Below are 24,695 nucleotides of genomic sequence, written 5' to 3'. Positions count from 1 at the left end.
TTTTAGTGAAGACCAAACAAATTTTAAAGAATGTAAACAGTTAATTAGTAATTCTTAAACTTTACTTTACGTTGGTGCGCCGGAGGAATTTTCAAGGCCTCACGATATTTTGCCACTGTACGCCGCGCCAGTTTAATTCCTTGCTTGGCTAGCTGGCTGACCAGATAGGCGTCAGAATAGGGATGCTTTGCATCTTCTTCGTTTATCATGCTTTGCAGCAAAGATTTAATTGCTGTTTGGCTGTTGCCTGCACCATCATCCGTTGCGGCTACAGATTGGCTGAAAAAATACCGCAGAGGAAAAACACCTTGAGAGCAAGTAAGGTATTTCTGATTAATGGCGCGGGAAATGGTACTTTCTGCAAGCTCAAGTGTCTGTGCCGTTTCCTTAATGGTTAACGGAACCAAAGCCAGCGAACCGAAACTGAAAAAATCCTGCTGTTGCTGCACAATCCATTCACCCAGACGTTGCAGGGTGTTTTTGCGCATCTGCAGACTATGTAGACAAGTTTGAGCTTCCTGCCACTTGTTTTTACACATGGTATCTATTTCCGGATGCGGCTGTTGTAACAAATCTTCCGCAGCTGGCTCTATCCGCAATTGAGGAAACGCATTACTCAGAGTACGAATCTGCCAGCAGCCATTGTTATCAGCAAATACTTCCATATCTGGGCGTATTGCCAGAATACCGTGGCCGTCTGGTAAACCATAACAGGGGAAAGGGTTGAGGCAGCCAATCAGTTTGCAGGCTGCTTCGAGTGTGGCGGTGGAAAACTGTGGTAGTTGACGGCATAGCTGTTTGAATTGATGGGTACTTAGCCATTGTCCGAAATAGTCGCTGATTAGTAACCGTGCACAGTTTTGAATGTTTTTTTTATTTGCATCGTGGGAGTCTGGCAGGTTATCCACCTGCAATAGTAGTGATTCCTGCAAATTACGTGCGCCCACACCGGCTGGTTCAAACTGTTGCAGAATAGAAAGAGCATGAGCAAGCTCGGTTTCATCCAGCCGCCATTCCAGTGGTGAATTTTCTACAAGGTCAGTTAGACTGCAATCCAGATATCCCTGTTCATTTAAATTATCAATCAAAAAATAAACTTGTGCTGCTGTGTCTACATCTAAATCAAACTCGCATACCTGCCGGCGCAGCAGCGTATACATATCGGGTTCATCCGCCAGTGTTTCCCAGATATCGCTTTCATTTTGTATAAAGCCATGTTGAGGTGGCTGTACATATTGAGTCTGAGGGCTAATATCTTCAGCTGGATTTTCAATTTCTTCCAGAAAAGGGTTATCAGCCAACCAGCCTGATACCAGTTCCTGTAATTCCAGTGCAGATAATTGCAACACCTGTAACGACTGTTGCAGTCTGGGGCTAAGACGATTGGTAAGATTGAGTTTGAGTTGAGCGGCAGGCTTTTGCATACGCACCTAATACTCGAAGTGCTCACCTAAATAAACAGCGCGTACCTGTTCATTATTAACCAGTTCCTCCGGTACGCCGGAAGCCAGAACGCTACCCTGATTGATAATATAAGCTCGGTCACAGATACGTAGTGTTTCACGTACATTGTGGTCGGTAATCAGGGTGCCGATACCGCGTTGTTTCAGGAAAGAAATCAGATTCTGAATATCTATCAGTGCAATTGGGTCCACTCCGGCGAATGGTTCATCCAGCAGAATAAAACGCGGATTCATCGCCAGTACCCGTGCAATCTCTGCACGGCGGCGTTCACCGCCAGATAGCGAAAGAGCAGTATTATTACGTAAATGTTCTATGTGCAGGTCTGCCAGCAGTAATTCCAGCTGTTCTGCACGTTTTTCCGGCGGATAGCTGATTTCCAGAATTGCATTGATATTCTGTGCTACCGTCATTTTACGGAAAATCGAAGCTTCCTGCGGCAGATAACCCAGACCCAAACGGGCGCGTTCGTAAATCGGCCGATGTGTTATATCCTGACCATCCAGCGTGATGCAGCCACCATCAGCTGCAATCAGTCCCACAATCATATAGAAGCTAGTGGTTTTACCGGCACCATTTGGTCCCAGTAAGCCGATTACCTCACCACTATTTACTTCCAAAGCAACATCGTTGACTACTTGTCGCTGTTTAAAACTTTTTTTCAGGCCGCTGACATAGAGCTGGCTTTGCGGCGCAGTAGGAGTTTCATTCATGGGATTGGCTTATTTCTTTTTCTGTTGCGGTTGGATAATCACGTGTACACGCCCTTTAGGCGCGCTTTTCACCGTATAAACCTCGGTATTGGTGTTATAAACAATCACAGCACCACGAGCCATATCTCCCCCGCGGTTTACCTGAGCGTTGCCTGTAATAGTAACTATGCCGCTCTGGCTTTCATAATGGACATTATCACCGTGACCAAATACCATGCCATCCTTTTCCAGCTGCTGACCAAAAGTTGCCGGTTTGCCGTCTGCAATGATGGTTTGGTTGCCGGCATTATCTTTGTGGGCGGTAACACGGGCAGCATTCATATACATCGTGCCCTGACGCATCTTAACATTACCAGTGAATACCGTTGTCTGATTCTGTTTGTCCAGAGAGCCCTGATCAGCCTCAATCTGTATTGGTTGTTGCCGGTCACTGTCCAGAGCCCAGAGGGGCATACTGCCAGTCAGCAGCAGCATGGCTGCTAGAACTTTACCACTAATGTGAATGCGGATCATAAATAATAGCCCTTACACGCGCGGGAAGATTTAAAAAACCACGCTGTTTGTCATATTCAAAACCTTGTGATGTCCCACTCGACATACCATATCTGTACGCAACCGGCGCATCAGTTTTAATTACCTGAGTCTGAGTATCTACATGTAAAATACTCGTTTGCAGTTGTCCTTCCGGTTCATCACCCACTTGGTGTTTGAGCCAGTTTACTTGACCAAGCAAATCTACTTTACGGCTGTCGGTGTAATATTGGCCGCTCTTGGCTTGAATCCGGTACAACTCAGTACCATTTTTGTACAGACTCATATCGGGATTATCGATATAAATCACCGTCTGCTGAGGAAACTGCCGTGCAGCAGAGGCTTGGATGGATTCACTCAGCTGGCCGTTATCATCAAATCTTTCACCGTGAATAGTATTGATAACGTATTTCGGTTCTTTCGGATTGAGCGGGATTTCCACTGTCTTAACTTCAGTAATGCGGTCAAGCCAGAAACTTACACCGCCAAGCGCCACTGCCAGAATCAGTGGAAACGCCCAGTTACCGCGGCTACGAAGCACACTCATGCCAGATACTCCGCCATTTCCGCTGCCATAAATCCTTGTGCATCCAGCAGTAAATCACATACTTCACGCACTGCCCCAGCACCGCCGGCAGCCTCAGTGACATAGTCAGCATGCTGTAATACCAGTGCATGTGCATTTGGCACAGCCACGGCCAAACCACAGTGCTTCATCACCGGTAAATCCACCACATCATCTCCAATGTAGGCGCATTGCTGTTCTGAAAGTTGCAGCTGTTCAAGCAGTTGCTGATAACAACTGCGTTTATCAGAAATTCCTTTAAAGTAATGCTTAATACCCAGTTGCTGAACACGAATGCCCACCGAGGGGGCATCGCGTCCGGTTATAATGGCAGTCTGAATTCCGTGTCGGTGCAGCATTTTCAGCCCATGCCCGTCTAGAGTATGGAATGCTTTGATTTCTTCTCCGTTATCTCTGATAAAGATACGGCCATCAGTCAATACACCGTCTACATCCATAATAAACAGCCTGATCTGCTTTGCAGCCTGTAATCGTGCAGTAGCCGACATCATTGCATTCATCAACATACCCTTAATATCACTCCTCAACGCGCCTAAACAATACGTGCCTGCAATAAATCATGCATATTCAGCGCGCCAACAGGATGATTCAATTCATCTATCACCACCAGACCATTAACTTTATTTGTCTGCATTGTTTTTAAAGCTTCCGTCGCTAGCCGATCCGCCGTAATGGTTTTTGGTGCGTGGCCCATCACATCGGCCATCACCCAGTCTTGCAATTGCTGATTGCTTTGAAACAGACGGCGTAAATCGCCATCTGTAAACAAACCATTAAGTTGCCCGTTACCATCTACCACAATCAGCATACCCAAGCCTTTTTCGCTCATGGTTACGATTGCCTGTCGCAACAGAGTATTTTCCTGAACGAGCGGCATTTCCGAACCAGCATGCATCACGTCTGCCACTGTCAACAAAAGCCGTTTACCCAGACTACCGGCCGGATGACTCAGTGCAAAATCTTCCGGAGTAAACTGGCGCGCCCGTAGCAGTGCTACCGTCAACGCGTCTCCTAATACCATTACCGCTGTTGTGCTAGACGTTGGAGCCAGCCCCAATGGACAAGCCTCCTGTGAGACATGAGCGCACACATGTATATCAGCATGTCTGGCCATACTCGAATCATTTCTGCCGGTGATGCAAATGAGCTGTACATGTTTGCGTTTGATTGCCGGTATCAAAGCAAGGATTTCTTCACTTTCACCAGAGTTGGACAGTGCAATCAACACATCTCCATCTACAATCATACCCAGATCGCCATGTCCCGCCTCGGCCGGATGAACAAAATAAGCAGGCGTACCCGTAGATGCCATCGAAGCAGCAATTTTGCGCCCAATATGGCCACTTTTACCCATACCGGTGACAATCACACGGCCACGACAATCAAGAATCGTGGCCACAGCCGCAGTAAAATGCTCATCCAGACTGGCTGCAACTTCGCGTACAGCCTGTTCTTCAATAGCAAATACTTCTTTGCCCCAGTCCAAATATTTATCCTGAATGTTCATAACACCATCTGCAGCAGAAAAACGCAAACAAAGACACAACAAATTTAACCTGATTATAACCTGATAACGGTCATTTTGTTTGCATCAGGAACTTGTCAAAATAGCCAAGCCTCGTTAGAGTAAACCTCAACGTAAACGTAACTGGTTCAATCAATTGATTAACCTTAACAAAACATATCTAACAGATATTTACCACAAGGAATAAATATGGCCGTATTAGCACAAGTCAACACACTGGGACAGCAGATTTGGCTGGACAATCTTTCCAGGAGTCTGATTCAGTCGGGAGAGCTAGCACAAATGCTGGAAAGCGGTATCAGTGGCGTGACTTCCAATCCGGCCATTTTTCAGAAAGCTTTCGCGGGTGACCGCTTGTATCAAAACGACATCGACCACCTCAAACAACAAGCGCTCACCCCAAAACAGCGCTACGAGCAACTGGCCGTGGCAGATGTGCAGGCTGCCTGTGATGTTTGCCTGCCACTGTATGAGCGTAGTGATAGCAAAGCTGGATTGGTCAGTCTGGAAGTGGCGCCTGATTTGGCCGATGATGCACAGGCCACCATTACTGAAGCCGTACGTCTCTGGCAGCAGCTTGATCGTCCCAATGTCATGATAAAAGTACCTGCTACTGATAGCGGCATACAAGCCTTACCCACACTTGTGGCACAAGGTATCAATGTCAACCTGACCCTGCTTTTCTCTAAAGCCCAGCTACAGAAAGCATGGCAGGCGCATGCAGCTGGCCTGCGCCAGCGACTGGCACAGAATCTGCCTGTTAACCGTATTCAAGTAGTGGCCAGTTTCTTCTTATCACGCATTGATAGTGCACTGGATATCACTTTGCCAGCTTCCTTACAGGGAAAAACCGCTATTGCACTGGCTAAAACCGCTTATGCCGAATGGCAGGAATTTATTCAAAGCCGTGAATTTACCGATCTGGCGGCACAGCAGGCTGCGCCATTGAGATTGCTCTGGGCCTCTACTGGCACCAAAAATCCGGCTTATTCAGATGTCTGCTATATAGAGAACATTATCGGATCAGATACCATCAATACAGTACCAGCCAATACCCTGAAAGCATTTATTGACCACGGCCGCGCAGCAGCTACCCTTACTCAGGAAGTACAACAGGCCAAAAGCGTACTGATTGAAATCGAACAACTAGGTATCAACCTCGAATCACTTGCCAGCAGACTGCAACAGGAAGGCTTGCAGCAATTTGTCGATGCCTTTGACGCTTTATTACAACCACTGGCTTAAGCAGTAAATTGAAAACATAACAGGACAGTTTTATCATTGGTCAAACTGTACCTGTTATGTTTATTCCATCAATAGAAATAAATACATCTGAAAATTTATACTTATTTGATACAAAAGATGAAATCCTCACTCAGATTTATCTGAACAATACCATCCTGTTGTTCATTATTCGCAAATTAAAAAAGCCACAACAGCATAGTAACCATTGTGGCTTTGATAACACTAATCAAACAACTGAATATTATTCGACTAAGACAACATTAATGCAAACCAACTATATTACCCTCAGCATCAATATCAATCTGACGGTAAGCCGGTAAAGTACCCAGACCCGGCATCGTCATCACATTACCCGCATACACCCGAATAAAACCTGCACCGGCTGATACCTGCAAGCGCGCAATATCGATATCAAAATCAGTAGGCACATTTTTTAGATTTGGGTCAGCACTGATAGACAACGGCGTTTTCACCATGCACAAAGGCAAATGATCCAGTCCTAGTTGGCGGATTTCCGCCATATTCTGTTGGGCCCACTCCGACAGATTTGCTTGCCGTGCTCCATATTTCTTCGCCATAGTTTGAATTTTTTCTTCTAGCGGCATACTGTCCGCGTAGGGCAGGGTAACTGTATTATTCTTTGCGCATGCCGCCACCACGTGGCGGGCTAAAGCTTGCGTACCCGCTCCACCCTGAGTAAACGCTTCACTGATTTCACAGGCACTGGCACCTTGTTCCAGTGCATACTGGCGCACATATTCCAGCTCTTCTTCATGGTCATAAGGGAAACGATTAATCGCCACAATCACCGGCAGACCATAGCTTTTCGCATTGCGAATATGCCAGCCCAGATTGGCACTGCCTTCTGCCAAAAGCGACACATTGCATTGGGTAACTTCATTTGGCAAAGGCTGACCCGGTTTGATATTAAAGCGCCCACTATTGGATTTCAGGCTGCGCACTGTGGCTACCAGCACCACACAGGATGGGGCTACGCCGGTCTGACGATATTTAATATTAAAGAATTTCTCCATACCCATATCCGAACCAAACCCTGCCTCAGTAACCACATAATCAGCAAGTTGCAATCCCACCTTATCTGCCAGTACCGAAGAATTACCATGGGCAATATTGGCAAAAGGGCCAGCATGAATCAGCACTGGTGTCTGCTCTGCCGTCTGCATCAGATTCGGATTAATAGCATCTTTCAGTAGCACCGTCATTGCACCGGCTACTTCTAATTGCTCCGCCGTAATTGGTTTGCCCTGCGTATCATAAGCCAGAATAATGCGTCCAATACGCTGGCGCATATCCTGTAAATCTGTCGCCAGTGCCAGAATCGCCATCAGCTCTGAAGCGGCTGAAATCTCAAACCCATCTTCGCGTTCTACCCCATTGGCACCGCCACCCACACCAACCTTAATCCGCCTCAAAGCACGGTCGTTATGGTCAATCACCCGTTTCCAGACAATACGGTTTTTATCAATATTCAACCGTGGCAGCTTAGTTTGTGCCGTAAAATCTTCGCCCAGATGTTCTTCATGATATAAGCGCGCGTCCAAAGCTGCTGAAGCCAGATCATGTGCAGCTGTAATCGCGTGAATATCACCGGTTAAATGCAGATTCAGCTTTTCCATCGGCAACACCTGTGCCTTGCCACCGCCAGCCGCACCGCCTTTTACCCCGAATACCGGTCCCAAACTAGGTTGACGGATACAGGCTATAGCTTTCTGCCCAATAAAATTCAGCCCCTGACTAAGCCCAATGGTGGTCACCGTTTTACCTTCTCCCAAAGGCGTTGGTGTAATTGCCGACACCAGTACCAGCTTGCCCTGCTTGGCTTCCGACTGGATTACCCTCAAATCTACCTTGGCCACTTCACGGCCGTAAGGAATCAGGTATTGTTCGGGGATGCCGCAGTTGCGGGCAACTTCGGTGATAGGGAGAAGTGTAGGGCCGGATGTCATAGAGTATTTCCTTATAATGGAATCTGAAATGTTGTCGTTAAAACAGGATAATTGTAAATTGAATTATTCTTATGAAACAGTATAAATTTAACTTTAATGTTAGATAGATAGAAGTTGTCTAAATATTTATAAAACTACATATAACGGCTTATCAATTTAATCATTGAATATAATAAAAATTTATTTAAACGTCATGTAATAAGCAACTAATAAATGAAAATAGTTGATTAATTATCAAACACTAGATATTATCAATTCAATCTTTAGCGATACGGACGTAATTGTCTAGTCTGGTGCTTAGCCGGACTCTAATTTATTGAGTGGAATTGGTTGCGAAAGAATCAGTTTCTAATCCCGATTCTCGGTCTCAGAAACTGCTTCTTTCGCGTTCTTTAGTAAAGATTGAAAAGCCCAGAGTCATTAGAGCTGTGGGCTTTTGTATTATATTTAATATAAATTTTGGGTGCGCTAGATGCAAGCATTTTTGAAATTTGCCGAAAGCCTGAAAATATCTGCAAGAGAGTTAGCTATATTTCTGCATAATGCGCCTAAAATGTATAAAGTATATAAAATACCTAAACGAACACATGGTTATAGAGTAATTGCTCAACCGACTAAGCAACTAAAAGAATATCAGAGAAAATTTATTGAAATTTTTTCCACTCAGATGCCAGTACATGAATATGCAATGGCCTATCAGAAAAATAAGAATATCCAACAAAATGCTATTTTTCATAAGGATAATTCATATTTACTGAAAATGGATTTTGAAAATTTTTTTAATTCCATCACACCAGCTATATTGTGGAACGAATGGGAGAAGATCAATCCGGGTGTATTGAACATAATCGAAAAAGATTTTTTTAGTAGGCTTTTATTCTGGAATCCAAATATTAAAAGGAAGAAGCAGGAAAAATTGATTTTGAGTATTGGCGCGCCCAGCTCACCATCAGTTTCCAATTTTGTAATGTACGGCTTCGATGATTTAATAACACAATACTGTAATGCTAGAGAAATAAAGTATACCCGATATGCAGATGATTTAACCTTTTCAACGAATTCAAAAAATATTCTGTATCCAATCCCTGCCGAGGTTGATAAAACCCTAAAACTACTGTTTGGTCACAATTTAAGAGTCAATAATGGAAAAACAGTTTTTTCTTCCAAAGCACATAATAGACATATCACTGGTATCACTATTACCAATAATAACAAACTATCTTTAGGCAGAAACCGTAAAAGATATATACGTGCTTTGGTACATCAATATCAATGTGCTCAATTGGATAAAAACGATATACAATATTTGAAAGGATTATTAAACTTTTGTAAAAGCGTTGAAATTGCTTTTATAAAATCGTTGATGCGGAAATATGGTGAAGAAATAATTGAAAATATTATGAAGGAATAGATGTGAGTAATAACAAAGATAAAAGCTTCATGCGACATTTAAAACAAAATTCCAAAAATGGAAATTTATTTTCTACATATCAGTTATTTGAGTTTTATAGCAATGACAAAAATATATTATCTTCTTCAGAAAAAAAAGAAAAATACTTTCAGAAATGTAAGGCGTTTATTGAAGCTTTAATTGAGAAGCCTTTGATTGCAGGATTAAGTCCAAAAAATCGGTTTGTACTCGACACATTAAAGTTAATCGATATAAAAAAATTTCATTCTCTTAATATTGAATTTGAAGATGATTTAACTGTAATCATAGGAGAAAATGGTTTAGGTAAAACAACTATTTTGCAATGTATTGCCAAAACCTTGAGCTGGATTACCAGTAATTTAATTAAAGAAAATGGCAATGGTAGTTTATTAAACTATAACGATATTAAAAACGATGCCAAAGACAATGGAGAAATACTTACAAAGTTTAAATATGGCAATCAATATGTTAATGCTTCATTAGCACGGTCGGTTAAGGGTGTTGCTAAGAAAAAAGACAGCTCAGTAATGAATTTAAAATCTATAGCCAGTATCTGGCGAGTAGTTAACAGTCAAAATCAAATTAATTTACCATTGTTTATTAATTATTCAGTGAACCGTTTTTGTCAGAAATTAAAACCTGCTTCTTCCACTTTATTAGATTTAGAAAATCGATTTGATGTATATGATGATTGTTTAAAAGATGAAAAAGCGCTGGGACATTTTGGAGAATGGTTTATACGCTTAAATAAAAAAGGGAAAAAAATTAATTTAAACTCATATTATCAAAAAGAATTAAAACAAAGAATTAAGCAATTATTGCCACAAGAAAATATTGAAATAGATGAATCTATATTATTAAATCTGATATTGGAACAGAGTAGTCAAATCAATAATTTAAAGTCTGATGATGATGAAAATTACAAAAAAATTGAAATATTAAAACAAGCTATCAAACAGTGCATGCCAGAAATAAATGATATCTATGTTGATATATCATCGGGCAGAGATGAAATATTTATTCAATTAGGAAATGAAAAGCTAAATATTAATCAATTATCTGATGGCCAAAAAATATTTTTGGGTATAGTAGCAGATTTAACTTATCGCCTATTAATTCTGAATCCTAAGCTGGAAAATCCATTAAATGGACAAGGAATTGTACTGATAGATGAAATAGAACTACATTTACATCCGAAATGGCAACAAGACATTCTCATAAATTTAACTAAAACTTTTCCAAATATTCAGTTTGTTGTGACAACACATAGTCCACAAGTACTGAGTACTGTTTATAAGAGACAAATCAGGCAAATCTTGGAAACTGATGAGAATGTTTTCATTACCCGAAGGCCAGAGTTTCAGACAAGAGGGGTAATGAGTTCTGATGTATTGGAGCAAATTATGAATACTAAATCGGTTCCAGATATAGCAGAGGTGAAAAAATTACATGAATTTTATCAATATATACAAGAAAACAAATTTAATACGTCTGAGGCAGAAAATTTATTCAGTGAACTAACAAAACATTTTGGTTCAGACCACCCTGAAATCTTAAAGTGTAAAAATTTAATTGAATTTAAAAAATTTATTGTCAAAAAGAATAATCATTAAAACATATATTTATTATGCGATACATTCACCGTACTGAAACTTTATCTTGTTTAAATAACGCTAAAAAAAAATATTATACTTGGACGAATTTCAAAAAACGTAATCCAGAAGGATATAAATTAATTGTAGATGAATTAACTAAAATACAGGATGGATTATGTGTATACTGCGAAAGTAAACTCGGACAAGAATATCATGTAGAGCATTTTAGATGTCGTGCTAAATTTCCACAAATTGACTTAGACTGGAATAATCTTTTTCTTTCTTGTCAAAATAAACAACATTGTGGAATATATAAAGATAGCGCTAAAAAAAATAAAGAGTATGATATTAACCTTATCTTAAAGCCGGATTTAGAGGAAGACAATCCTAATAAATATTTTACTTATATAAACAATGGTTACATTGAATGTAAGTCAGATTTAACAGAAAAACAAAAAATTAAAGCAGAAAAAACTATTGCTCTTTTAAATTTAAATGACACAAGTCTTGCTGGATTAAGAAGAAAAGTTTTTATTGATCTTGAAAGCATGATTGATCCAGAAAAGATGAAAAGTGAAAAGTCTGAATATCAAGATATAATAGATTATCTAGAAAAAAATCCGAAAGAATACGGATTTCCTTCACTTATAGAAAGTTTTTTAAAATAAATAAGAAGTAGTCAAAATATAAGCTATAGTAAACATTATTTTAAATAATTTATTAAAATTATTGATAAATATTATTGTTTTATTTATATAAAATTAACATAATGGTCCCGCCGACAGGAATCGAACCTGTATCGCACGCTTAGGAGGCATGTGTTCTATCCGTTGAACTACGGCGAGACTTGTACAATAAAGGGCTATAGTCAAAAGCGGCTATAGCCCGCTATTTTATGAGATTCGGGCTAAAGATGCCAATGCTAAATCGCGCATGGCTTGCGTGGTTTCGTTAGCTGGTAAATCATTCAGGCAGTTGACTGCGGCATCAATTGCTTTTTTAGCCTGCGCGGTGCAATAAACCAGCGCATCAGAGTTCATCACGTGGTCGTGGATTTTGTCGAAGTAGCTGCGGTCGGCATGTTCCAGTGCGTGGCGCACATCGGCCGCGGCAACAGGGCTGCCTTGGTTGAGCAGGTAAATCAGGGGTAGGGTAGGTTTACCTTCGGCCAGATCATCGCCGACATTTTTGCCGATTGTGTCTACATCACCGGTGTAATCCAGTACATCATCAATAATCTGGAAGGCAGTACCCAGATAGGTACCGTAATTTTTTAGTGCCAATTCCTGTTTGTCGCTGGCGCCGGCTAATATGGCGCCCACTTGTGCTGCCGCCTGAAACAATTTGGCGGTTTTGTATTCAATTACTTGAATATACTGCTCTTCGGTGACGTCAATATTGCCGATATTCATCAGCTGCATCACTTCACCTTCGGCGATGATGTTGGTGGCTTCAGCCATGACTTCCAGTATACGCAGGCTACCGGAACCTACCATCAGCTGAAAGGCGCGGGTATAGAGAAAGTCGCCTACCAGTACGGCGGCGGCATTGCCAAAAAGATTGTTGGCAGTTTCACGGCCGCGGCGCAGATCGCTTTCATCTACTACATCGTCGTGCAGCAGGGTAGAAGTGTGAATAAATTCCACCATGGCAGCAAGGGAAAATAGTGGGTCTTTATCATAGCCCAGTGCCTTGCCGGCCAGAATGGTGATAATCGGCCGCAAGCGTTTGCCGCCGGCGCTAATTATATACTGGCCAATTTGGGAGATAAGAACGACTTCGGATTCGACAGCACGGTTGATGACAGCATTAACGCGGCTTAGGTCTTCGGGCAGGTGTTTTTGGAAATAGGGCAGGTTTTCAAGCATGTGTATGTGTTTCTGCAACGGATTTTGGTGGTGTGTTTTAATCAAAATGTGCTGTTTGCTACTGAGCACTATTGCTTAATATTATACTTGAAATTAATTTAGGGGATAGAAAAGTTAGATTGGGTAAATTCTGATGATTTCTTGCTTTGGGGAAATTCGGATAAATTGGGTTTAAACTGAAGCCAGCTAATGTTGTCTAGATCAATTAGGGTTTGTATATTCATTATTTTCTGAGAAAAGTTTTTATTTATATATTTGTTTTTTATAAGGATAGTAATTGGATTTGTGAGTTGTGATTTCAAAATAACTGCTTTCAACGCTGAATATTTTTTGTTGGCTGTGGGTGTGAGTGAGATTACATAAATCAATTTTGCTATAGGATTGAACATTGTTTGTATATGTAGTTTGAACGTATTTGTATTAGGTTTTTGATTTTATGCTGGTGTGAAATAAAGGAAGCTTTTTATTGATTTTATGTTTTTGGTATTGGTTGGCTACGTGGAATATATAATTTTTTTTAAATTACGGGTTGGCTGGTTGAATTTTTTATGGTTGTGTTAATCAGACAATTTTTTTGTTTCTTTAAATAAAAAGTTTACAACATATATTAAAAAATGTATTGTAATCAAAGAGTTTATTTAAACTCTTTATTTTAGCCAAAGGAGTATCATTGTGAAAAAATCTGTGTTAACTGTTTTGGGTATTTTAAGTTTGAGTGTTGCTTCTTTTTCTTGTTATGCAGGTAATCCACCTGACAAGGGTGGCGTGCATATCAGTTTGTTTAAATCACCTTCTATCGCTAATCCGATTGTTAAATTACCGCCTTCAAAGTGGCTGCCATGTGATTTATTGAGAGTTAATTGGTGTGCTTTCAAAAATGGTCCGACAAAAGTTATCGACCCTCTGGAACCTCAGCCGCCTGTGGCCTATTAATTTTGTCGGTGGCATAAATTTTTAGAAATTGAAATCTTAAATACATCTTTCTTTTTGATTGGAAAGATGTATTTTTTGTTTCTTCTGTGCTTACAGCAGTTTTTCTGTAGGTATCGATAGGTTTAACGAGGGCCAACTGACGTTTCTTTTGACCATTTTGCTATGAAATTCTGAGCTAACATAGTTTGCTGTGCGGTGATTAATCAAGGCTTTAAGAATAAAAGAATTTAGTTTTACTCAATTGCTTATAATTCATTTTAAAAGCAATCTTTTTGCGGTTGCTTTAGGTGCTTGTTTATTCAGTTTGTGTTTATTTCTTTTAAAATTTTAGTTAATAACGGTTGCTGGTTTTTGTCACTGCTTTATGATTGGTAATACTATGTATTATGGTTTACTGAAACCTGCTGCGGTAGCCATCTTCTGCGCTTATACAACGTTGCTATTGTTTTGACAGTTAATTCCGTGGTTGTTATAATCGCCAATTCCGTTTTGTGCGGAAATTTAGTTTTTGTTTTTTAATTGAATTCCTATTGGAGTTGAGTATGTACGCGGTCGTAAAAACCGGCGGTAAACAGTATAAAGTTGCCGTTGGCGAAAAATTAAAAGTAGAACAGATACCAGCAGAACTCGACAGCCAGATCGAACTGAATGAAGTTTTGATGATTGCTGACGGTGAAGCGGTGAAGGTGGGTACGCCTTTTATTGAAGGCGCTAAAGTAACCGCTAAAGTGGTTGCACATGGCCGTCACGATAAAGTACGCATTTTCAAGATGCGTCGTCGTAAACACTATCAGAAACGTCAGGGCCACCGCCAGAATTTTACCCAGATTGAAATCGTGGCGATTGCCTAATTGAGTGAAGGAATAACAGAATGGCACACAAAAAAGCAGGCGGTAGCTCCCGCAACGGTCGTGATTCAGAAGCCAAACGCTTGGGCGTTAAAGCCTTTGGTAATGAGCTGATTCCGGCTGGTTCTATTATTGTTCGTCAGCGTGGTACTCGTTTCCACGCCGGTGAAAACGTAGGTATGGGCAAAGATCACACTCTATTTGCGAAAGTGGATGGTTATGTGGAATTTGCTGTGAAAGGCGCGTTGAACCGTAAAACCGTAAGTGTGCGTCCGTATACTGGCGCAGACGAGTAAGTTTTTACAGCTATCAAGCCCTGCCTGTCTGGCAGGGCTTTTTTGTTGGGACGCAGCGGGGAATTTACAGCTAGCGCTATTCTGCTGGAGTTTGGTTATAATCGTATGACGACGCTAGCCCTGAGACATGTGGTTTTGGCCTGAGCATAAATATTGCAGACTGAGAACGTTATGAAGTTTATTGATGAAGCAAAAATTGAGGTAGTTGCCGGCCGTGGCGGCAATGGTGCAGCCAGCTTCCGGCGCGAAAAATTTGTGCCTAAGGGTGGACCGGATGGTGGTGACGGTGGCAAAGGCGGTAGCGTCTGGGCAGTGGCAGATGAGAATATCAATACGCTGGTTGAATATCGTTTTGTTAAACGCTATCAGGCTAAAAATGGTGAAAAAGGCCATGGTTCTGACCGTTATGGGCGTGGTGCCGATGATATTGAGCTAAAAATGCCGGTGGGAACGCTGATTCGTGATGCGGATACGGAGCAGGTGGTGGCTGATTTAACTCATCATGGCCAAAGGGTATGCCTGGCTAAAGGTGGTAAGGGTGGCTTAGGAAATATTCATTTCAAATCTTCAGTTAACCGTGCGCCAAAGCAGGCGACGCCGGGGGAAGAGGGTGAGGCACGCAGTTTGCTGCTGGAATTGAAAGTGCTGGCTGATGTGGGCTTGCTGGGTATGCCCAATGCGGGTAAATCCACTTTAATCAGTGCGGTTTCAGCAGCGCGACCAAAGGTGGCGGATTATCCATTTACTACATTACATCCGAATCTGGGCGTGGTGCGTAGTGATGATAATCATAGTTTTGTGATGGCCGATATTCCAGGTTTGATTGAAGGTGCGGCTGACGGGGCTGGTCTGGGACACCGTTTTTTGAAACATCTGTCGCGAACTGGTTTGTTGCTGCACGTGGTGGATTTGGCTCCATTTGATGATGGAGTGAATCCAGCAGCCGAGGCGCTGGCGATTGTAGAAGAGCTGCGCCGTTTTGATGAAGCATTGCATGATAAGCCGCGCTGGCTAGTGTTGAATAAAATCGATATGCTGGCTGAAGATGAACGGGCAGCACGGGTGGCGCAATTTCTTGCTGATATTGGCTGGGATTATCCGCAGCCGGATGATGAGTATGAATTTGACCTGTCTGTGCCGCGGGTATTCGAAATCAGTGCTTTGGCACATCAGGGAACTCAGGAGTTAGTGCAGACTATTCAGCGGTATCTGGATACGCGGCATAAATTACAAGCAGAGCTGCAGGATTCAGATGAGGCTGTTACTGAGATTATGCCATCTAATAGTTTAATCCAACCGGAATGATTCCGCCATAATTGCAAAAAGCCACCTGTTGCAGGTGGCTTTTTTATGGAATTGTTTTGTATGAAGAAAATGTATGTTTATCTTGTTTGCTTTTTAGTAGTACGGCGGCCTAGCAAGCGGTATGCAAATTGAAGAATTAAAACGCTGATGAGAGCCATTACGGCTGCCATGGATATCTGTTCTATGTTGTAGCTGGTGGATTTGATGGGTGTAACGGTATGTGCCGTTGCTTGATAAATTGCAATGGTTATGCTGCGGTTAGTACGCAGGCTAGTACGTATCTGCTGATGTTGTGCCGTTTGCTCGATGATTGTGTATTTGAAGGTATCGTTGTCATTTTTTTGTTTGCTACCTTCTGTGTTTTTGGCCAAAAAAGATGTGTCGGCCAATGGGTGCTGCTGAATATAGGAATAGGGTAAGGCTAGAAATGAACCATCTGGATTAAATGCAGCAATGGTTAAATCAGAATGCCACGGTTTGTGGTTGCTGGCAGTGCGACTATCTATTGTGGCTAGGATAAAGATATACAGAATACAGAAACCACAGAATAATATTAATTTAAGTATGCGCTGTTTCAACTGGCGCGGACGTTTCTGGGTTGTGGAAGAATGGGTTGCGGAATGAGGCTGATTATTCATGATGTGCTGTACCACTGTGGTTTATTTGGAGCTGGCCGTAAGCTTGACTGTGATCCGGGTGGTGATTTTACCTAATTTCTGACTGTGCTGAAGCTCAATTTTATTTGTGGTTTGGGGAAAACCTATAGTCTGGAGCGGACAGTATTGACTGTAGGTTTTTGTGTTTTTTATGCTCGAATTGAATTTATTTTTTTTATGGTACGGTACTTTTTGGGGTAATGGTAGCTTGCTGCTTTTGTAGTAATGAGTATAAATGGTATTTGAGTTTTAACATGAAAATTATTATCATTAATTTTAGATAATTTTTTTAGGGCAATATATGAGTGAACAATACGATGTAGCTGAACTTCAGGCAGCAGTCACGCGGTTACAGCAACTGGATTCTCTGGTGCTGGCTACGGTAGGGCAGGATGGTGAACCGCATGCAAGTTATGCACCTTTTGCTGAACATGATGGTTATCTGTATGTTTTGTTGTCCGGTCTGGCTTTGCATACACAGAATTTGCAACAGCAACAGCAGGCAAATGTTCTGCTAATAGAAGATGAAGCTTCTGCGCGCAATATTTTTGCACGTGCACGTTTGAATTATGCTGCCGCTGTGACGACTGTTGAAAAAGATACTACTGAGGGTATTGCCGCTTTGGAGGCAATGAAGACCAAGCTGGGCAATACTGTTGATGTGCTCAGTGGACTGCCAGATTTTATGCTGTTCCGGTTGCAGCTGGAAAAGGCACGGCTGGTAACTGGTTTTGGACGTGCTTTTGTGTTTACGCCAGGTGATGTGGCTGGTGCCGTGCAGTTAACGGAAAAGAATGCGAAAACAGTGTGATACTTTTGTACGTGGCTATTGGCCGGTAAAGAAAGATAAAATCCCGTACAATAGCCGTTTTCTGCGGATATACCGGAGCTGCGTGCATGTGGTGTTGGCCTAAACGAATATGGGTGATTATTCATACGGTATACGTATTTGGTTTGCTGGATTTGGTGCAGCCACATATTCGACCGTTATGGTTGCAAAAACTGGCACGCTTGTTTCCGCGCGGCCGCCAGTACCGGCAAGAGTTGCCTGCGGTACGATTGCGTTTGGCACTGGAGAGTCTGGGGCCAATATTTGTAAAGTTTGGGCAAGTTTTATCAACTCGTCCGGATTTGCTACCTGCTGATTACGCGCGTGAGCTGTCATTATTGCAGGATCGAGTGCCGCCTTTTGATAGTGATGTAGCCATTAAGGTGATTGAGGCAGAACTGGGTAAGCCACTGGATGCCATTTATGCCCGCTTCAATCCGCAGCCAGTTGCCAGTGCTTCTATTGCGCAGGTGCATGAGGCTAATTTGTTTGCTGCTGATGGCGGGGTAGGCCAGAAAGTGGCAGTTAAAGTATTACGTCCGAACATAGCGCCAGTAATTGATCAGGATTTGGCGCTAATGGCAGTGGGCGCACGCTGGGTAGAGTGGCTGTTTGCTGATGGCAAGCGATTGAAACCTCGAGAGGTGGTGGCAGAATTTCAAAATTATCTGCATGATGAGTTGGATCTGATGCGCGAGGCTGCTAATGCCAGTCTGCTCGGGCGCCAGTTTACTGACAGTTCGATGCTGATTATCCCTGCAGTTTATTATGATTATTGTGCCCGTCGTGTGCTAACTATTGAGTGGATGGATGGTATTCCGGTAGCTTGTTTAGACAGGTTGCGTGAAAAAAATATTGATTTACATCAGCTTGCCCGTTATGGTGTGGAAATTTTCTTTACTCAAGTTTTTGATAACGGCTTTTTTCATGCAGATATGCATCCGGGTAATATTATGGTGGCGGATGATGGTCGTTACATCGCTTTGGACTTTGGTATTGTCGGCACGCTGACTGATTACGATAAACGCTATCTGGCGATTAATTTTCTTGCTTTTTTTAATCGGGATTATCATCGTGTGGCAACAGCGCATGTGGAATCCGGTTGGGTACCGCCTGACACCAGAGTGGAAGAGCTGGAAGCAGCGGTACGTGCGGTATGTGAACCGATTTTTAATAAGCCGCTTGCGGAGATTTCTTTTGGCATGGTGCTGATGCGCTTATTTGAGACCAGCCGCCGTTTTAATGTGGAGATTCAGCCGCAACTGGTGTTGCTACAAAAGACATTACTGAATATTGAGGGCTTGGGACGGCAGCTTGATCCAGAGTTAGATTTATGGGCAACTGCTAAACCTTTTCTGACACGTTGGATGCATAATCAGATTGGTATAAAGGCTTTGTGGAAAACGCTGCGACAGGAAGCCCCGGATTGGGCACAGATGCTGCCGGCGCTACCGCGCAAGCTGAATGCGTTGGTGGATGAGAAGCGCCAGTTGGAATGGCGTGATGCTTATGTTCATCTGCTGCGCACGCAGCGGCAGCAGAACTTCTGGCTTGCAGTGATTGCGTTGGTTCTGTTGGCTGTGTTTGTGTTTAAGTGATTTGTGTGCGCCTCAATTAATTGTGGGTTCAGTTTTTATATTGTTGAGATTGTGAAATCTGCTTATAGTTATAGGACTTGATGGTGTGGATTTCAGCAAATTATTCTGTTTGTTTTTCGCTGCGACCTGTCCGCAGTAGATTATCTGTAAAGGAGTAGCCTTGTGTCGCGTATGTATCCTTATCCTTTGATTGCAAAGGAAGGCTGGCCGTTTATTATCGGCAGTCTCGTGCTGAGCATATTAACTGTTGTCTGGTGCGGCTGGTGGTCGCTGCCATTATGGGTAATCACAGTATTTGTGGTGCAGTTTTTTCGAGATCCTGCACGTGATATTCCTGCAGACCCTGAGGATGTGCTGAGTCCGGCGGATGGACGTATTGTTGTGGTAGAAAAAACCTCTGATCCTTATCGAGGGGTGAATGCGCTGAAAATCAGTGTGTTTATGAATGTATTTAATGTTCACTCCAATCGCAGTCCGATTGATGGCAAGGTAGAACGGGTTGATTATTTCAAAGGTAGTTTTCTGAATGCGGCAGTGGATAAAGCCAGTGTGCAGAATGAGCGTAATGCGGTACTGGCGGTCACAAAAACAGGCCGGCCGGTAACTTTTGTGCAGGTGGCTGGGCTGGTAGCACGGCGTATTCTGTGTTATGTGCATTCCCATGATTTATTGCACCGTGGCGACCGTTATGGTTTTATCCGCTTTGGTTCGCGTGTGGATGTGTATCTGCCCGAAGATGCTACACCTCTGGTGGCCATCGGGGATAAGGTTCGTGCCAGCAGTACAGTATTGGCTAAGTTGCCGTTAGCGGCACCTGAGGAAGGTTCGGATGTAGCAGAAAGACAGGGTGCTGAACAAAATACGGGAGAGCAGGCTGATATGGTGAAAGATGCGACCACTAAGGCTGCTGCGGCAGCACAGCATGTTTTGTCTCAGGAATGATGTTATTAATGGTTATACAGGCTGTCTGTTCTTTATGAGTTCAGGCAGCCTGTTGTTGTACAAACGCTAGTCTATGAAAGAATTATCTAAAGCCAGTTTATCTGCTCGACTAGAACCCGAACGAGTGCTGCTGGTGGGTGTGTTGCTGGACAAAGATTTTCTGGTTACGGCTGAGCGCCGAACCAGTCTCTTTGAAGCAGCGCTAGATGAGGCGCAGGAGTTGGTACGGGCTACCGGAGCAGAAGTGGTGGGTTTGGTGCCATGCAAACGCCAGCAGGCAAATGCTGCATTGTTTGTAGGTAAAGGCAAGGCAGAAGAACTGGCTCAGCAGGTAGTTGAGACGGAAGCTAATCTGGTTGTCTTTAATCACGCTCTGACACCGACACAGGAACGTAATCTGGAAAGATTGCTGCAATGTCGGGTGTTAGATCGCGTTGGTCTGATTCTGGCTATTTTTGCTCGACGGGCACAAAGTCAAGAAGGGCGTCTGCAGGTTGAGCTGGCGCAGCTGGTGCATTTATCCAGCAGGCTGGTACGCGGTTACGGACATTTGCAGAGTCAGCGTGGTGGTATAGGACTGCGCGGGCCGGGGGAAACTCGTCTGGAAACAGACCGACGCCTGATTAGACAGAAAATCACGCGCTTGCGCCATGAGTTGCAGCGAGTTCGACAGCAGCGGGCTACGCAGCGTAAAAGTCGGAATCAAGGAAAATTACCGCTTTTTGCGTTGGTCGGTTATACAAATGTGGGCAAGTCCAGCTTATTTAACCGTTTAACTAAAGCGCAAGTGGTGGCTGAGGATCAGTTGTTTGCGACGCTGGATAATACGGTGCGTCGCTTGTATCTGAATGAGCAGATCAGTGTGCTTTTATCTGATACTGTTGGTTTTGTTCGCGATTTGCCGCATGGTCTGGTGGCTGCATTTGCGGCAACGCTTGAGGAAACAGCTCTGGCTGATGTGCTGCTGCATGTGGTGGATGTGACGCATCCTGAGTTCGAACGCCAAATCGATGATGTAAATACTGTATTGACGGAAATTGATGCAGCAAACATACCACAATTGATTATTTATAATAAAATTGACAGACTGGCTGCAGAACAGCGGCCGAAGGGAATAGTACGTGACATTCGCGGGCGCCCTCAGGCTGTATATATTTCGGTACAGGATGGTAGCGGACTAACTGATTTACGTATGGCTATGATAGAACTGGCCAGTCTGAAGCATACACCACATCATGAACAGGACGGGTTGGTGAAGCCTGTCGAGGATAAAACTAAATATGACACAACAAGTTGATGTAATGAAATCTAACCGTCCAAATCGGCCGTACCGACGCCGCCTGCGTGATAATAGTATTTATCTATTGCCTAATGCGTTTACTTTGGCCGCACTGTTTGCCGCTTTTTACGCGATTACTCAGTCCATGCATGGGCATTATGAAATTGCGGCGATTGCTGTTTTTATTTCCATGCTGCTGGACGGTATGGATGGACGGGTAGCGCGTCTCACCAATAGCCAGAGTGCATTTGGAGAACAACTAGACAGTCTGGCCGATATGGTGAGTTTTGGTGTGGCTCCAGCACTGATTGCTTATAAATGGCAATTATTCCATTTTGGTAAAATTGGCTATTCGGTAGCATTTATCTATTGTGCCTGCGCTGCTTTGCGGTTGGCTTTATTTAATACATTGATAGGTAAAGTCAGCAAAAAGTGGTTTATCGGAATCCCCAGTCCGACGGCTGCTGCACTAGTAATTGGCCTGATTTGGGTAAGTCATACTTTTCAAGGACTGCCTCATTTGGACTGGTTATGTCTGATTATTACTTTGTTTGGCGGTTTATCCATGGTGGTGCAGATACCTTTCTGGTCATTTAAAGAAATTAATGCTTATCGTAAGGTACCCTTTTTTGTAATGATTCTGGCGGTGATTGCATTGCTGGTAGTGACGTGGGAACCATCAGTGGTGCTGTTTGCCTTTTTCTTGCTTTATAGTTTGTCTGGTTATGTGATGTTTATCTGGCGCTTACTGACGAAACGCAAGATTCAGCCTGAATCGTGATAAAAAATAATATACTAAGGGAACAACAATAAGCTGGTGCATTCGAAATAAAGGAGGATAGCTATGGCTGTTAATCTGACCGTGCCAAATGATAGGCAGGTTCTAGCCATTGATGGTGTACAGGTCTTTGTGGGACAAGCGGGTGTTAAAAAGCCCGAGCATGATGATTTAACCCTGATAGTACTGAATGGCGTCAACAGCATCGGCGCTGTTTTCACTCAAAACCGTTTCTGTGCCGCACCGGTACAAATTGCTAAGCAGCATCTGGCTACGGATACAGGTGTGCGTGCGCTGGTGATTAATACAGGTAATGCCAATGCAGGCACTGGCCGGCAGGGTTTGGCCGATGCTGAATTTATCTGTGAAAAAGTGGCTCAACAAATTGGCTGTGCAGCAGCACAAGTGCTGCCGTTTTCAACTGGCGTGATTTTAGAACCATTGCCGGTAGACAGGATCGTGGCGGCACTACCTAAAGTGAAAGTAGTACACTGGCCGCAGGCAGCAGCGGCGATTATGACCACCGATACCGTTCCCAAAATGGCCAGCCGTACAGTGTCTATAGATGGGCATAAAGTACATTTCACCGGCATTGCCAAAGGTTCGGGCATGATTCATCCAAACATGGCTACAATGCTGGGATTTGTGTTTACCGATGCCGATATCGCTCAGCCATTGTTGCAGCAGATGGTGGCTGAAGTGGCAAATACTTCTTTTAATGCCATAACGGTAGATGGAGATACTTCTACCAATGATAGTTTTGTGGTGGTAGCTACCGGAAAAACTGAACTTGGTCGGATCGACTCTGAAGCCAGCAAGGATTATGCTGCAATAAAAACGGTACTGGCTGATGTGGCACTGGAGCTGGCGCAAGCTATCGTACGTGATGGTGAGGGTGCATCCAAATTTATCACTATTGATGTGCGTCATGCGTTGACGGAGGCAGAAGCGCGTCAGGTGGGTTATGCAGTAGCCCGTTCACCGCTGGTAAAAACAGCCTTTTACGCCAGTGATCCTAATCTTGGTCGAATCCTGTGTGCCATTGGTTATGCCGGTATTACTGACCTTGATGTTAGCGCTATTAAAGTGTACTTAGGTGATGTATTGGTAGCCGAAAAAGGCGGGCGCGCCTCAAGCTACACTGAAGAAGCCGGACAACAAGTTATGGCACAGGACGAAATAACGGTAACAATTGATTTGGCTCGTGGTGAAGCTCAAGCTAAGATTTATACTTGTGATTTATCTAAAGAGTATGTGGCCATTAATGCGGATTACCGCAGTTAAATATAGTGTATGTAATATTCTAGCCATCAAGCCGATATAACATCAGCTTGATGGCTGTTTATTTATTTTTGTACAGCAGTGATTTTGATTTCTACTTTCCATTGCGGATTGGCCAGTGCAGCCTGCACACAGGCTCTTGCCGGCGTGTGGCCAGGAGTCACCCATTTATCCCACGCTTGATTCATACCTGCATAATCCTGTAAATCACTCAAGTAGATTACGGCTTCACATATATGTTGTTTGTCGCTGCCACAGGCGGCAAGGATACTGTCAATCTGTGCCAGTACGTTGGCAGTCTGGGCGGTGATTTCTGCTTCTTCATTCGTGGGTACTTGTCCGGCCAGAAATATCAGACCATTGGCAATGGTGGCTTCAGCAAGGCGGTCACCGCTCTGGTAAAATTTGATACTCATATACAGGTTCCTGATGAAGGTAAATAAATGATGTTAGCACAGTTATTTTGGTCTGAAAGGATGCGGTGTACGGATGAGTAAAAGTAAATTTCCAGTCACGCCTGCAATTCGTTTTCTGCGCGACCATCAGATACTATATGAACCAATGGAGTATGCTTACGTTGAGCATGGAGGGACAGCACAATCTGCTTTGGCGCTTAATGTGGACGAGCATGCAGTAATTAAAACCATTGTTTTGCAAAATGAGCAGAAACAGGGACTGATTGTACTGATGCATGGTGACCGGCATATTTCTACACGTCAGCTGGCACGAGAGCTCGGCATGAAACATATCGAACCGGCCAGTCCCCAGCAGGCCGGTAAATGGACTGGATATCTGGTAGGTGGTACCAGTCCGTTTGGTAATAAGGCGGGTTTACCGATATATGTTGAAGAGAGTATCTATGCTTTGCCACTGATTTATATAAATGGCGGCAAACGCGGATTTCTTGTAAAAATACAGCCACAGTATTTGGCTTGTCTGCAACCACAATCGGTGCACGTGGCTACAGAAACAGAATAAATATTAATTAGTATACGGGCCAAACCGAATAATGGTCTGGCCTGTGCGT

At 43.2% G+C, this 24,695-nt stretch carries 25 protein-coding genes and 1 tRNA gene; 15 read left to right on the top strand and 11 right to left on the bottom strand.

The window, feature by feature from the left end; translation table 11 throughout:
- Positions 1-44 precede the first annotated feature (44 nt).
- Genes rpoN through BHC43_RS09880 form a run of 6 tightly spaced genes read right to left on the bottom strand, consistent with a single transcriptional unit; the run spans position 45 to position 4,798 of the window.
- On the bottom strand, positions 45-1,424 hold the full coding sequence (rpoN, locus tag BHC43_RS09905; RefSeq protein WP_100157283.1) for an RNA polymerase factor sigma-54: 1,380 nt from the start codon (positions 1,422-1,424) through the stop codon (positions 45-47).
- A 6-nt stretch (positions 1,425-1,430) separates the two neighbouring features.
- The gene (lptB, locus tag BHC43_RS09900; RefSeq protein WP_100157282.1) at positions 1,431-2,174 is read right to left on the bottom strand and encodes an LPS export ABC transporter ATP-binding protein; all 744 of its coding nucleotides are present in this window, start codon (positions 2,172-2,174) and stop codon (positions 1,431-1,433) included.
- A gap of 9 nt (positions 2,175-2,183) precedes the next feature.
- Positions 2,184-2,687: a lipopolysaccharide transport periplasmic protein LptA gene (gene lptA / locus BHC43_RS09895; protein WP_100140415.1), complete on the bottom strand. Its 504-nt coding sequence runs from the start codon at positions 2,685-2,687 to the stop codon at positions 2,184-2,186.
- The gene (gene lptC, locus BHC43_RS09890) at positions 2,668-3,252 is read right to left on the bottom strand and encodes an LPS export ABC transporter periplasmic protein LptC (RefSeq protein ID WP_100157281.1); all 585 of its coding nucleotides are present in this window, start codon (positions 3,250-3,252) and stop codon (positions 2,668-2,670) included. Before lptC ends, lptA begins: the two co-directional genes overlap by 20 nt.
- Positions 3,249-3,782 carry a 3-deoxy-manno-octulosonate-8-phosphatase KdsC gene (gene kdsC / locus BHC43_RS09885; RefSeq protein WP_100140540.1) on the bottom strand — a complete coding sequence of 178 codons (534 nt, stop codon included), beginning with the start codon at positions 3,780-3,782 and terminating at the stop codon, positions 3,249-3,251. The genes lptC and kdsC overlap by 4 nt, the downstream gene beginning before the upstream one ends.
- A gap of 41 nt (positions 3,783-3,823) precedes the next feature.
- Entirely contained in the window at positions 3,824-4,798 is a 975-nt protein-coding gene (locus BHC43_RS09880; RefSeq protein WP_100157280.1) for a KpsF/GutQ family sugar-phosphate isomerase, read from the bottom strand.
- Positions 4,799-5,005: 207 nt separating this feature from the next.
- Here BHC43_RS09880 and tal point away from each other — a divergent pair, with 207 nt between their 5' ends.
- Complete coding sequence (tal, locus tag BHC43_RS09875; protein WP_100157279.1) at positions 5,006-6,061, top strand: transaldolase; 1,056 nt, start codon at positions 5,006-5,008, stop codon at positions 6,059-6,061.
- 260 nt (positions 6,062-6,321) lie between these two features.
- Here the strand turns inward: tal and BHC43_RS09870 are convergent, their stop codons facing one another.
- Positions 6,322-8,028: a formate--tetrahydrofolate ligase gene (locus BHC43_RS09870; RefSeq protein WP_100157278.1), complete on the bottom strand. Its 1,707-nt coding sequence runs from the start codon at positions 8,026-8,028 to the stop codon at positions 6,322-6,324.
- A 472-nt stretch (positions 8,029-8,500) separates the two neighbouring features.
- Between BHC43_RS09870 and BHC43_RS09865 the strand changes: the two genes are divergently transcribed.
- The 3 genes from BHC43_RS09865 to ptuB are packed head-to-tail and all read left to right on the top strand — an operon-like array spanning position 8,501 to position 11,723.
- The gene (locus BHC43_RS09865; RefSeq protein ID WP_100157277.1) at positions 8,501-9,439 is read left to right on the top strand and encodes a retron St85 family RNA-directed DNA polymerase; all 939 of its coding nucleotides are present in this window, start codon (positions 8,501-8,503) and stop codon (positions 9,437-9,439) included.
- Between the two features lie 2 nt (positions 9,440-9,441).
- Complete coding sequence (gene ptuA, locus BHC43_RS09860) at positions 9,442-11,073, top strand: retron Ec78 anti-phage system effector ATPase PtuA (RefSeq protein ID WP_100157276.1); 1,632 nt, start codon at positions 9,442-9,444, stop codon at positions 11,071-11,073.
- 14 nt (positions 11,074-11,087) lie between these two features.
- On the top strand, positions 11,088-11,723 hold the full coding sequence (gene ptuB / locus BHC43_RS09855) for a retron Ec78 anti-phage system effector HNH endonuclease PtuB (RefSeq protein ID WP_100157275.1): 636 nt from the start codon (positions 11,088-11,090) through the stop codon (positions 11,721-11,723).
- 102 nt (positions 11,724-11,825) lie between these two features.
- On the opposite strand, the gene BHC43_RS09850 is transcribed toward ptuB, so the two are convergent.
- Together BHC43_RS09850 and BHC43_RS09845 are read right to left on the bottom strand one after the other, a co-directional pair.
- Positions 11,826-11,900 (bottom strand) — tRNA-Arg (locus tag BHC43_RS09850).
- Between the two features lie 48 nt (positions 11,901-11,948).
- The gene (locus tag BHC43_RS09845) at positions 11,949-12,923 is read right to left on the bottom strand and encodes a polyprenyl synthetase family protein (RefSeq protein ID WP_100157357.1); all 975 of its coding nucleotides are present in this window, start codon (positions 12,921-12,923) and stop codon (positions 11,949-11,951) included.
- Between the two features lie 672 nt (positions 12,924-13,595).
- On the opposite strand from BHC43_RS09845, the gene BHC43_RS09835 reads away from it, so the two are divergent.
- The 4 genes from BHC43_RS09835 (at position 13,596) to obgE (ending at position 16,305) form a co-directional block, all read left to right on the top strand.
- Positions 13,596-13,856 (top strand): hypothetical protein, encoded by a 261-nt coding sequence (locus BHC43_RS09835; RefSeq protein ID WP_100140407.1) that lies wholly within the window; start codon positions 13,596-13,598, stop codon positions 13,854-13,856.
- Between the two features lie 542 nt (positions 13,857-14,398).
- Complete coding sequence (gene rplU / locus BHC43_RS09830) at positions 14,399-14,707, top strand: 50S ribosomal protein L21 (RefSeq protein ID WP_025331258.1); 309 nt, start codon at positions 14,399-14,401, stop codon at positions 14,705-14,707.
- 20 nt (positions 14,708-14,727) lie between these two features.
- Positions 14,728-15,000, top strand: coding sequence for a 50S ribosomal protein L27 (gene rpmA / locus BHC43_RS09825; protein ID WP_025331257.1), 273 nt, complete (start codon positions 14,728-14,730; stop codon positions 14,998-15,000).
- Positions 15,001-15,171: 171 nt separating this feature from the next.
- Positions 15,172-16,305 (top strand): GTPase ObgE, encoded by a 1,134-nt coding sequence (obgE, locus tag BHC43_RS09820; protein WP_100157273.1) that lies wholly within the window; start codon positions 15,172-15,174, stop codon positions 16,303-16,305.
- Between the two features lie 77 nt (positions 16,306-16,382).
- Here obgE and BHC43_RS09815 read toward each other — a convergent pair whose 3' ends face one another.
- Positions 16,383-16,943 carry a hypothetical protein gene (locus BHC43_RS09815; RefSeq protein WP_100140405.1) on the bottom strand — a complete coding sequence of 187 codons (561 nt, stop codon included), beginning with the start codon at positions 16,941-16,943 and terminating at the stop codon, positions 16,383-16,385.
- Between the two features lie 319 nt (positions 16,944-17,262).
- On the opposite strand from BHC43_RS09815, the gene BHC43_RS09810 reads away from it, so the two are divergent.
- From BHC43_RS09810 to argJ, 6 genes are all read left to right on the top strand, one after another.
- Entirely contained in the window at positions 17,263-17,772 is a 510-nt protein-coding gene (locus BHC43_RS09810; protein WP_100151748.1) for a HugZ family pyridoxamine 5'-phosphate oxidase, read from the top strand.
- Between the two features lie 86 nt (positions 17,773-17,858).
- Positions 17,859-19,388, top strand: a complete 1,530-nt coding sequence (ubiB, locus tag BHC43_RS09805) for a ubiquinone biosynthesis regulatory protein kinase UbiB (protein ID WP_100157272.1) — start codon at positions 17,859-17,861, stop codon at positions 19,386-19,388.
- Between the two features lie 162 nt (positions 19,389-19,550).
- Positions 19,551-20,330 carry a phosphatidylserine decarboxylase gene (locus BHC43_RS09800; RefSeq protein WP_100157271.1) on the top strand — a complete coding sequence of 260 codons (780 nt, stop codon included), beginning with the start codon at positions 19,551-19,553 and terminating at the stop codon, positions 20,328-20,330.
- Between the two features lie 73 nt (positions 20,331-20,403).
- Positions 20,404-21,627 carry a GTPase HflX gene (hflX, locus tag BHC43_RS09795; RefSeq protein ID WP_100157270.1) on the top strand — a complete coding sequence of 408 codons (1,224 nt, stop codon included), beginning with the start codon at positions 20,404-20,406 and terminating at the stop codon, positions 21,625-21,627.
- A 4-nt stretch (positions 21,628-21,631) separates the two neighbouring features.
- A complete protein-coding gene (pssA, locus tag BHC43_RS09790) occupies positions 21,632-22,390 on the top strand; it encodes a CDP-diacylglycerol--serine O-phosphatidyltransferase (protein WP_100140537.1) in 759 nt (252 codons plus the stop codon).
- A 63-nt stretch (positions 22,391-22,453) separates the two neighbouring features.
- On the top strand, positions 22,454-23,671 hold the full coding sequence (argJ, locus tag BHC43_RS09785; RefSeq protein WP_100157269.1) for a bifunctional glutamate N-acetyltransferase/amino-acid acetyltransferase ArgJ: 1,218 nt from the start codon (positions 22,454-22,456) through the stop codon (positions 23,669-23,671).
- A 62-nt stretch (positions 23,672-23,733) separates the two neighbouring features.
- Here argJ and BHC43_RS09780 read toward each other — a convergent pair whose 3' ends face one another.
- Complete coding sequence (locus tag BHC43_RS09780; protein ID WP_100157268.1) at positions 23,734-24,084, bottom strand: RidA family protein; 351 nt, start codon at positions 24,082-24,084, stop codon at positions 23,734-23,736.
- 73 nt (positions 24,085-24,157) lie between these two features.
- On the opposite strand from BHC43_RS09780, the gene BHC43_RS09775 reads away from it, so the two are divergent.
- A complete protein-coding gene (locus BHC43_RS09775; protein ID WP_100157267.1) occupies positions 24,158-24,646 on the top strand; it encodes an aminoacyl-tRNA deacylase in 489 nt (162 codons plus the stop codon).
- The last annotated feature ends 49 nt before the right edge of the window (positions 24,647-24,695 follow it).

This window comes from Snodgrassella alvi (assembly GCF_002777855.1).
Lineage (GTDB): Bacteria > Pseudomonadota > Gammaproteobacteria > Burkholderiales > Neisseriaceae > Snodgrassella > Snodgrassella alvi_E.
This window is presented reverse-complemented; position numbering and strand designations above follow the sequence as displayed.

Excerpts from the sequence above, each read along its gene's own strand:
- BHC43_RS09815 (WP_100140405.1), bottom strand. The coding sequence starts at position 16,943 with ATGAATAATCAGCCTCATTCCGCAACCCATTCTTCCACAACCCAGAAA.
- BHC43_RS09870 (WP_100157278.1), bottom strand. The coding sequence starts at position 8,028 with ATGACATCCGGCCCTACACTTCTCCCTATCACCGAAGTTGCCCGCAAC.
- ubiB (WP_100157272.1), top strand. The coding sequence starts at position 17,859 with ATGTGGTGTTGGCCTAAACGAATATGGGTGATTATTCATACGGTATAC.
- rplU (WP_025331258.1), top strand. The coding sequence starts at position 14,399 with ATGTACGCGGTCGTAAAAACCGGCGGTAAACAGTATAAAGTTGCCGTT.
- BHC43_RS09880 (WP_100157280.1), bottom strand. The coding sequence starts at position 4,798 with ATGAACATTCAGGATAAATATTTGGACTGGGGCAAAGAAGTATTTGCT.
- tal (WP_100157279.1), top strand. The coding sequence starts at position 5,006 with ATGGCCGTATTAGCACAAGTCAACACACTGGGACAGCAGATTTGGCTG.
- obgE (WP_100157273.1), top strand. The coding sequence starts at position 15,172 with ATGAAGTTTATTGATGAAGCAAAAATTGAGGTAGTTGCCGGCCGTGGC.
- BHC43_RS09780 (WP_100157268.1), bottom strand. The coding sequence starts at position 24,084 with ATGAGTATCAAATTTTACCAGAGCGGTGACCGCCTTGCTGAAGCCACC.
- BHC43_RS09845 (WP_100157357.1), bottom strand. The coding sequence starts at position 12,923 with ATGCTTGAAAACCTGCCCTATTTCCAAAAACACCTGCCCGAAGACCTA.
- argJ (WP_100157269.1), top strand. The coding sequence starts at position 22,454 with ATGGCTGTTAATCTGACCGTGCCAAATGATAGGCAGGTTCTAGCCATT.
- BHC43_RS09865 (WP_100157277.1), top strand. The coding sequence starts at position 8,501 with ATGCAAGCATTTTTGAAATTTGCCGAAAGCCTGAAAATATCTGCAAGA.
- BHC43_RS09775 (WP_100157267.1), top strand. The coding sequence starts at position 24,158 with ATGAGTAAAAGTAAATTTCCAGTCACGCCTGCAATTCGTTTTCTGCGC.
- lptC (WP_100157281.1), bottom strand. The coding sequence starts at position 3,252 with ATGAGTGTGCTTCGTAGCCGCGGTAACTGGGCGTTTCCACTGATTCTG.
- lptB (WP_100157282.1), bottom strand. The coding sequence starts at position 2,174 with ATGAATGAAACTCCTACTGCGCCGCAAAGCCAGCTCTATGTCAGCGGC.
- lptA (WP_100140415.1), bottom strand. The coding sequence starts at position 2,687 with ATGATCCGCATTCACATTAGTGGTAAAGTTCTAGCAGCCATGCTGCTG.
- kdsC (WP_100140540.1), bottom strand. The coding sequence starts at position 3,782 with ATGATGTCGGCTACTGCACGATTACAGGCTGCAAAGCAGATCAGGCTG.
- ptuB (WP_100157275.1), top strand. The coding sequence starts at position 11,088 with ATGCGATACATTCACCGTACTGAAACTTTATCTTGTTTAAATAACGCT.
- rpoN (WP_100157283.1), bottom strand. The coding sequence starts at position 1,424 with ATGCAAAAGCCTGCCGCTCAACTCAAACTCAATCTTACCAATCGTCTT.
- rpmA (WP_025331257.1), top strand. The coding sequence starts at position 14,728 with ATGGCACACAAAAAAGCAGGCGGTAGCTCCCGCAACGGTCGTGATTCA.
- BHC43_RS09810 (WP_100151748.1), top strand. The coding sequence starts at position 17,263 with ATGAGTGAACAATACGATGTAGCTGAACTTCAGGCAGCAGTCACGCGG.
- pssA (WP_100140537.1), top strand. The coding sequence starts at position 21,632 with ATGAAATCTAACCGTCCAAATCGGCCGTACCGACGCCGCCTGCGTGAT.
- hflX (WP_100157270.1), top strand. The coding sequence starts at position 20,404 with ATGAAAGAATTATCTAAAGCCAGTTTATCTGCTCGACTAGAACCCGAA.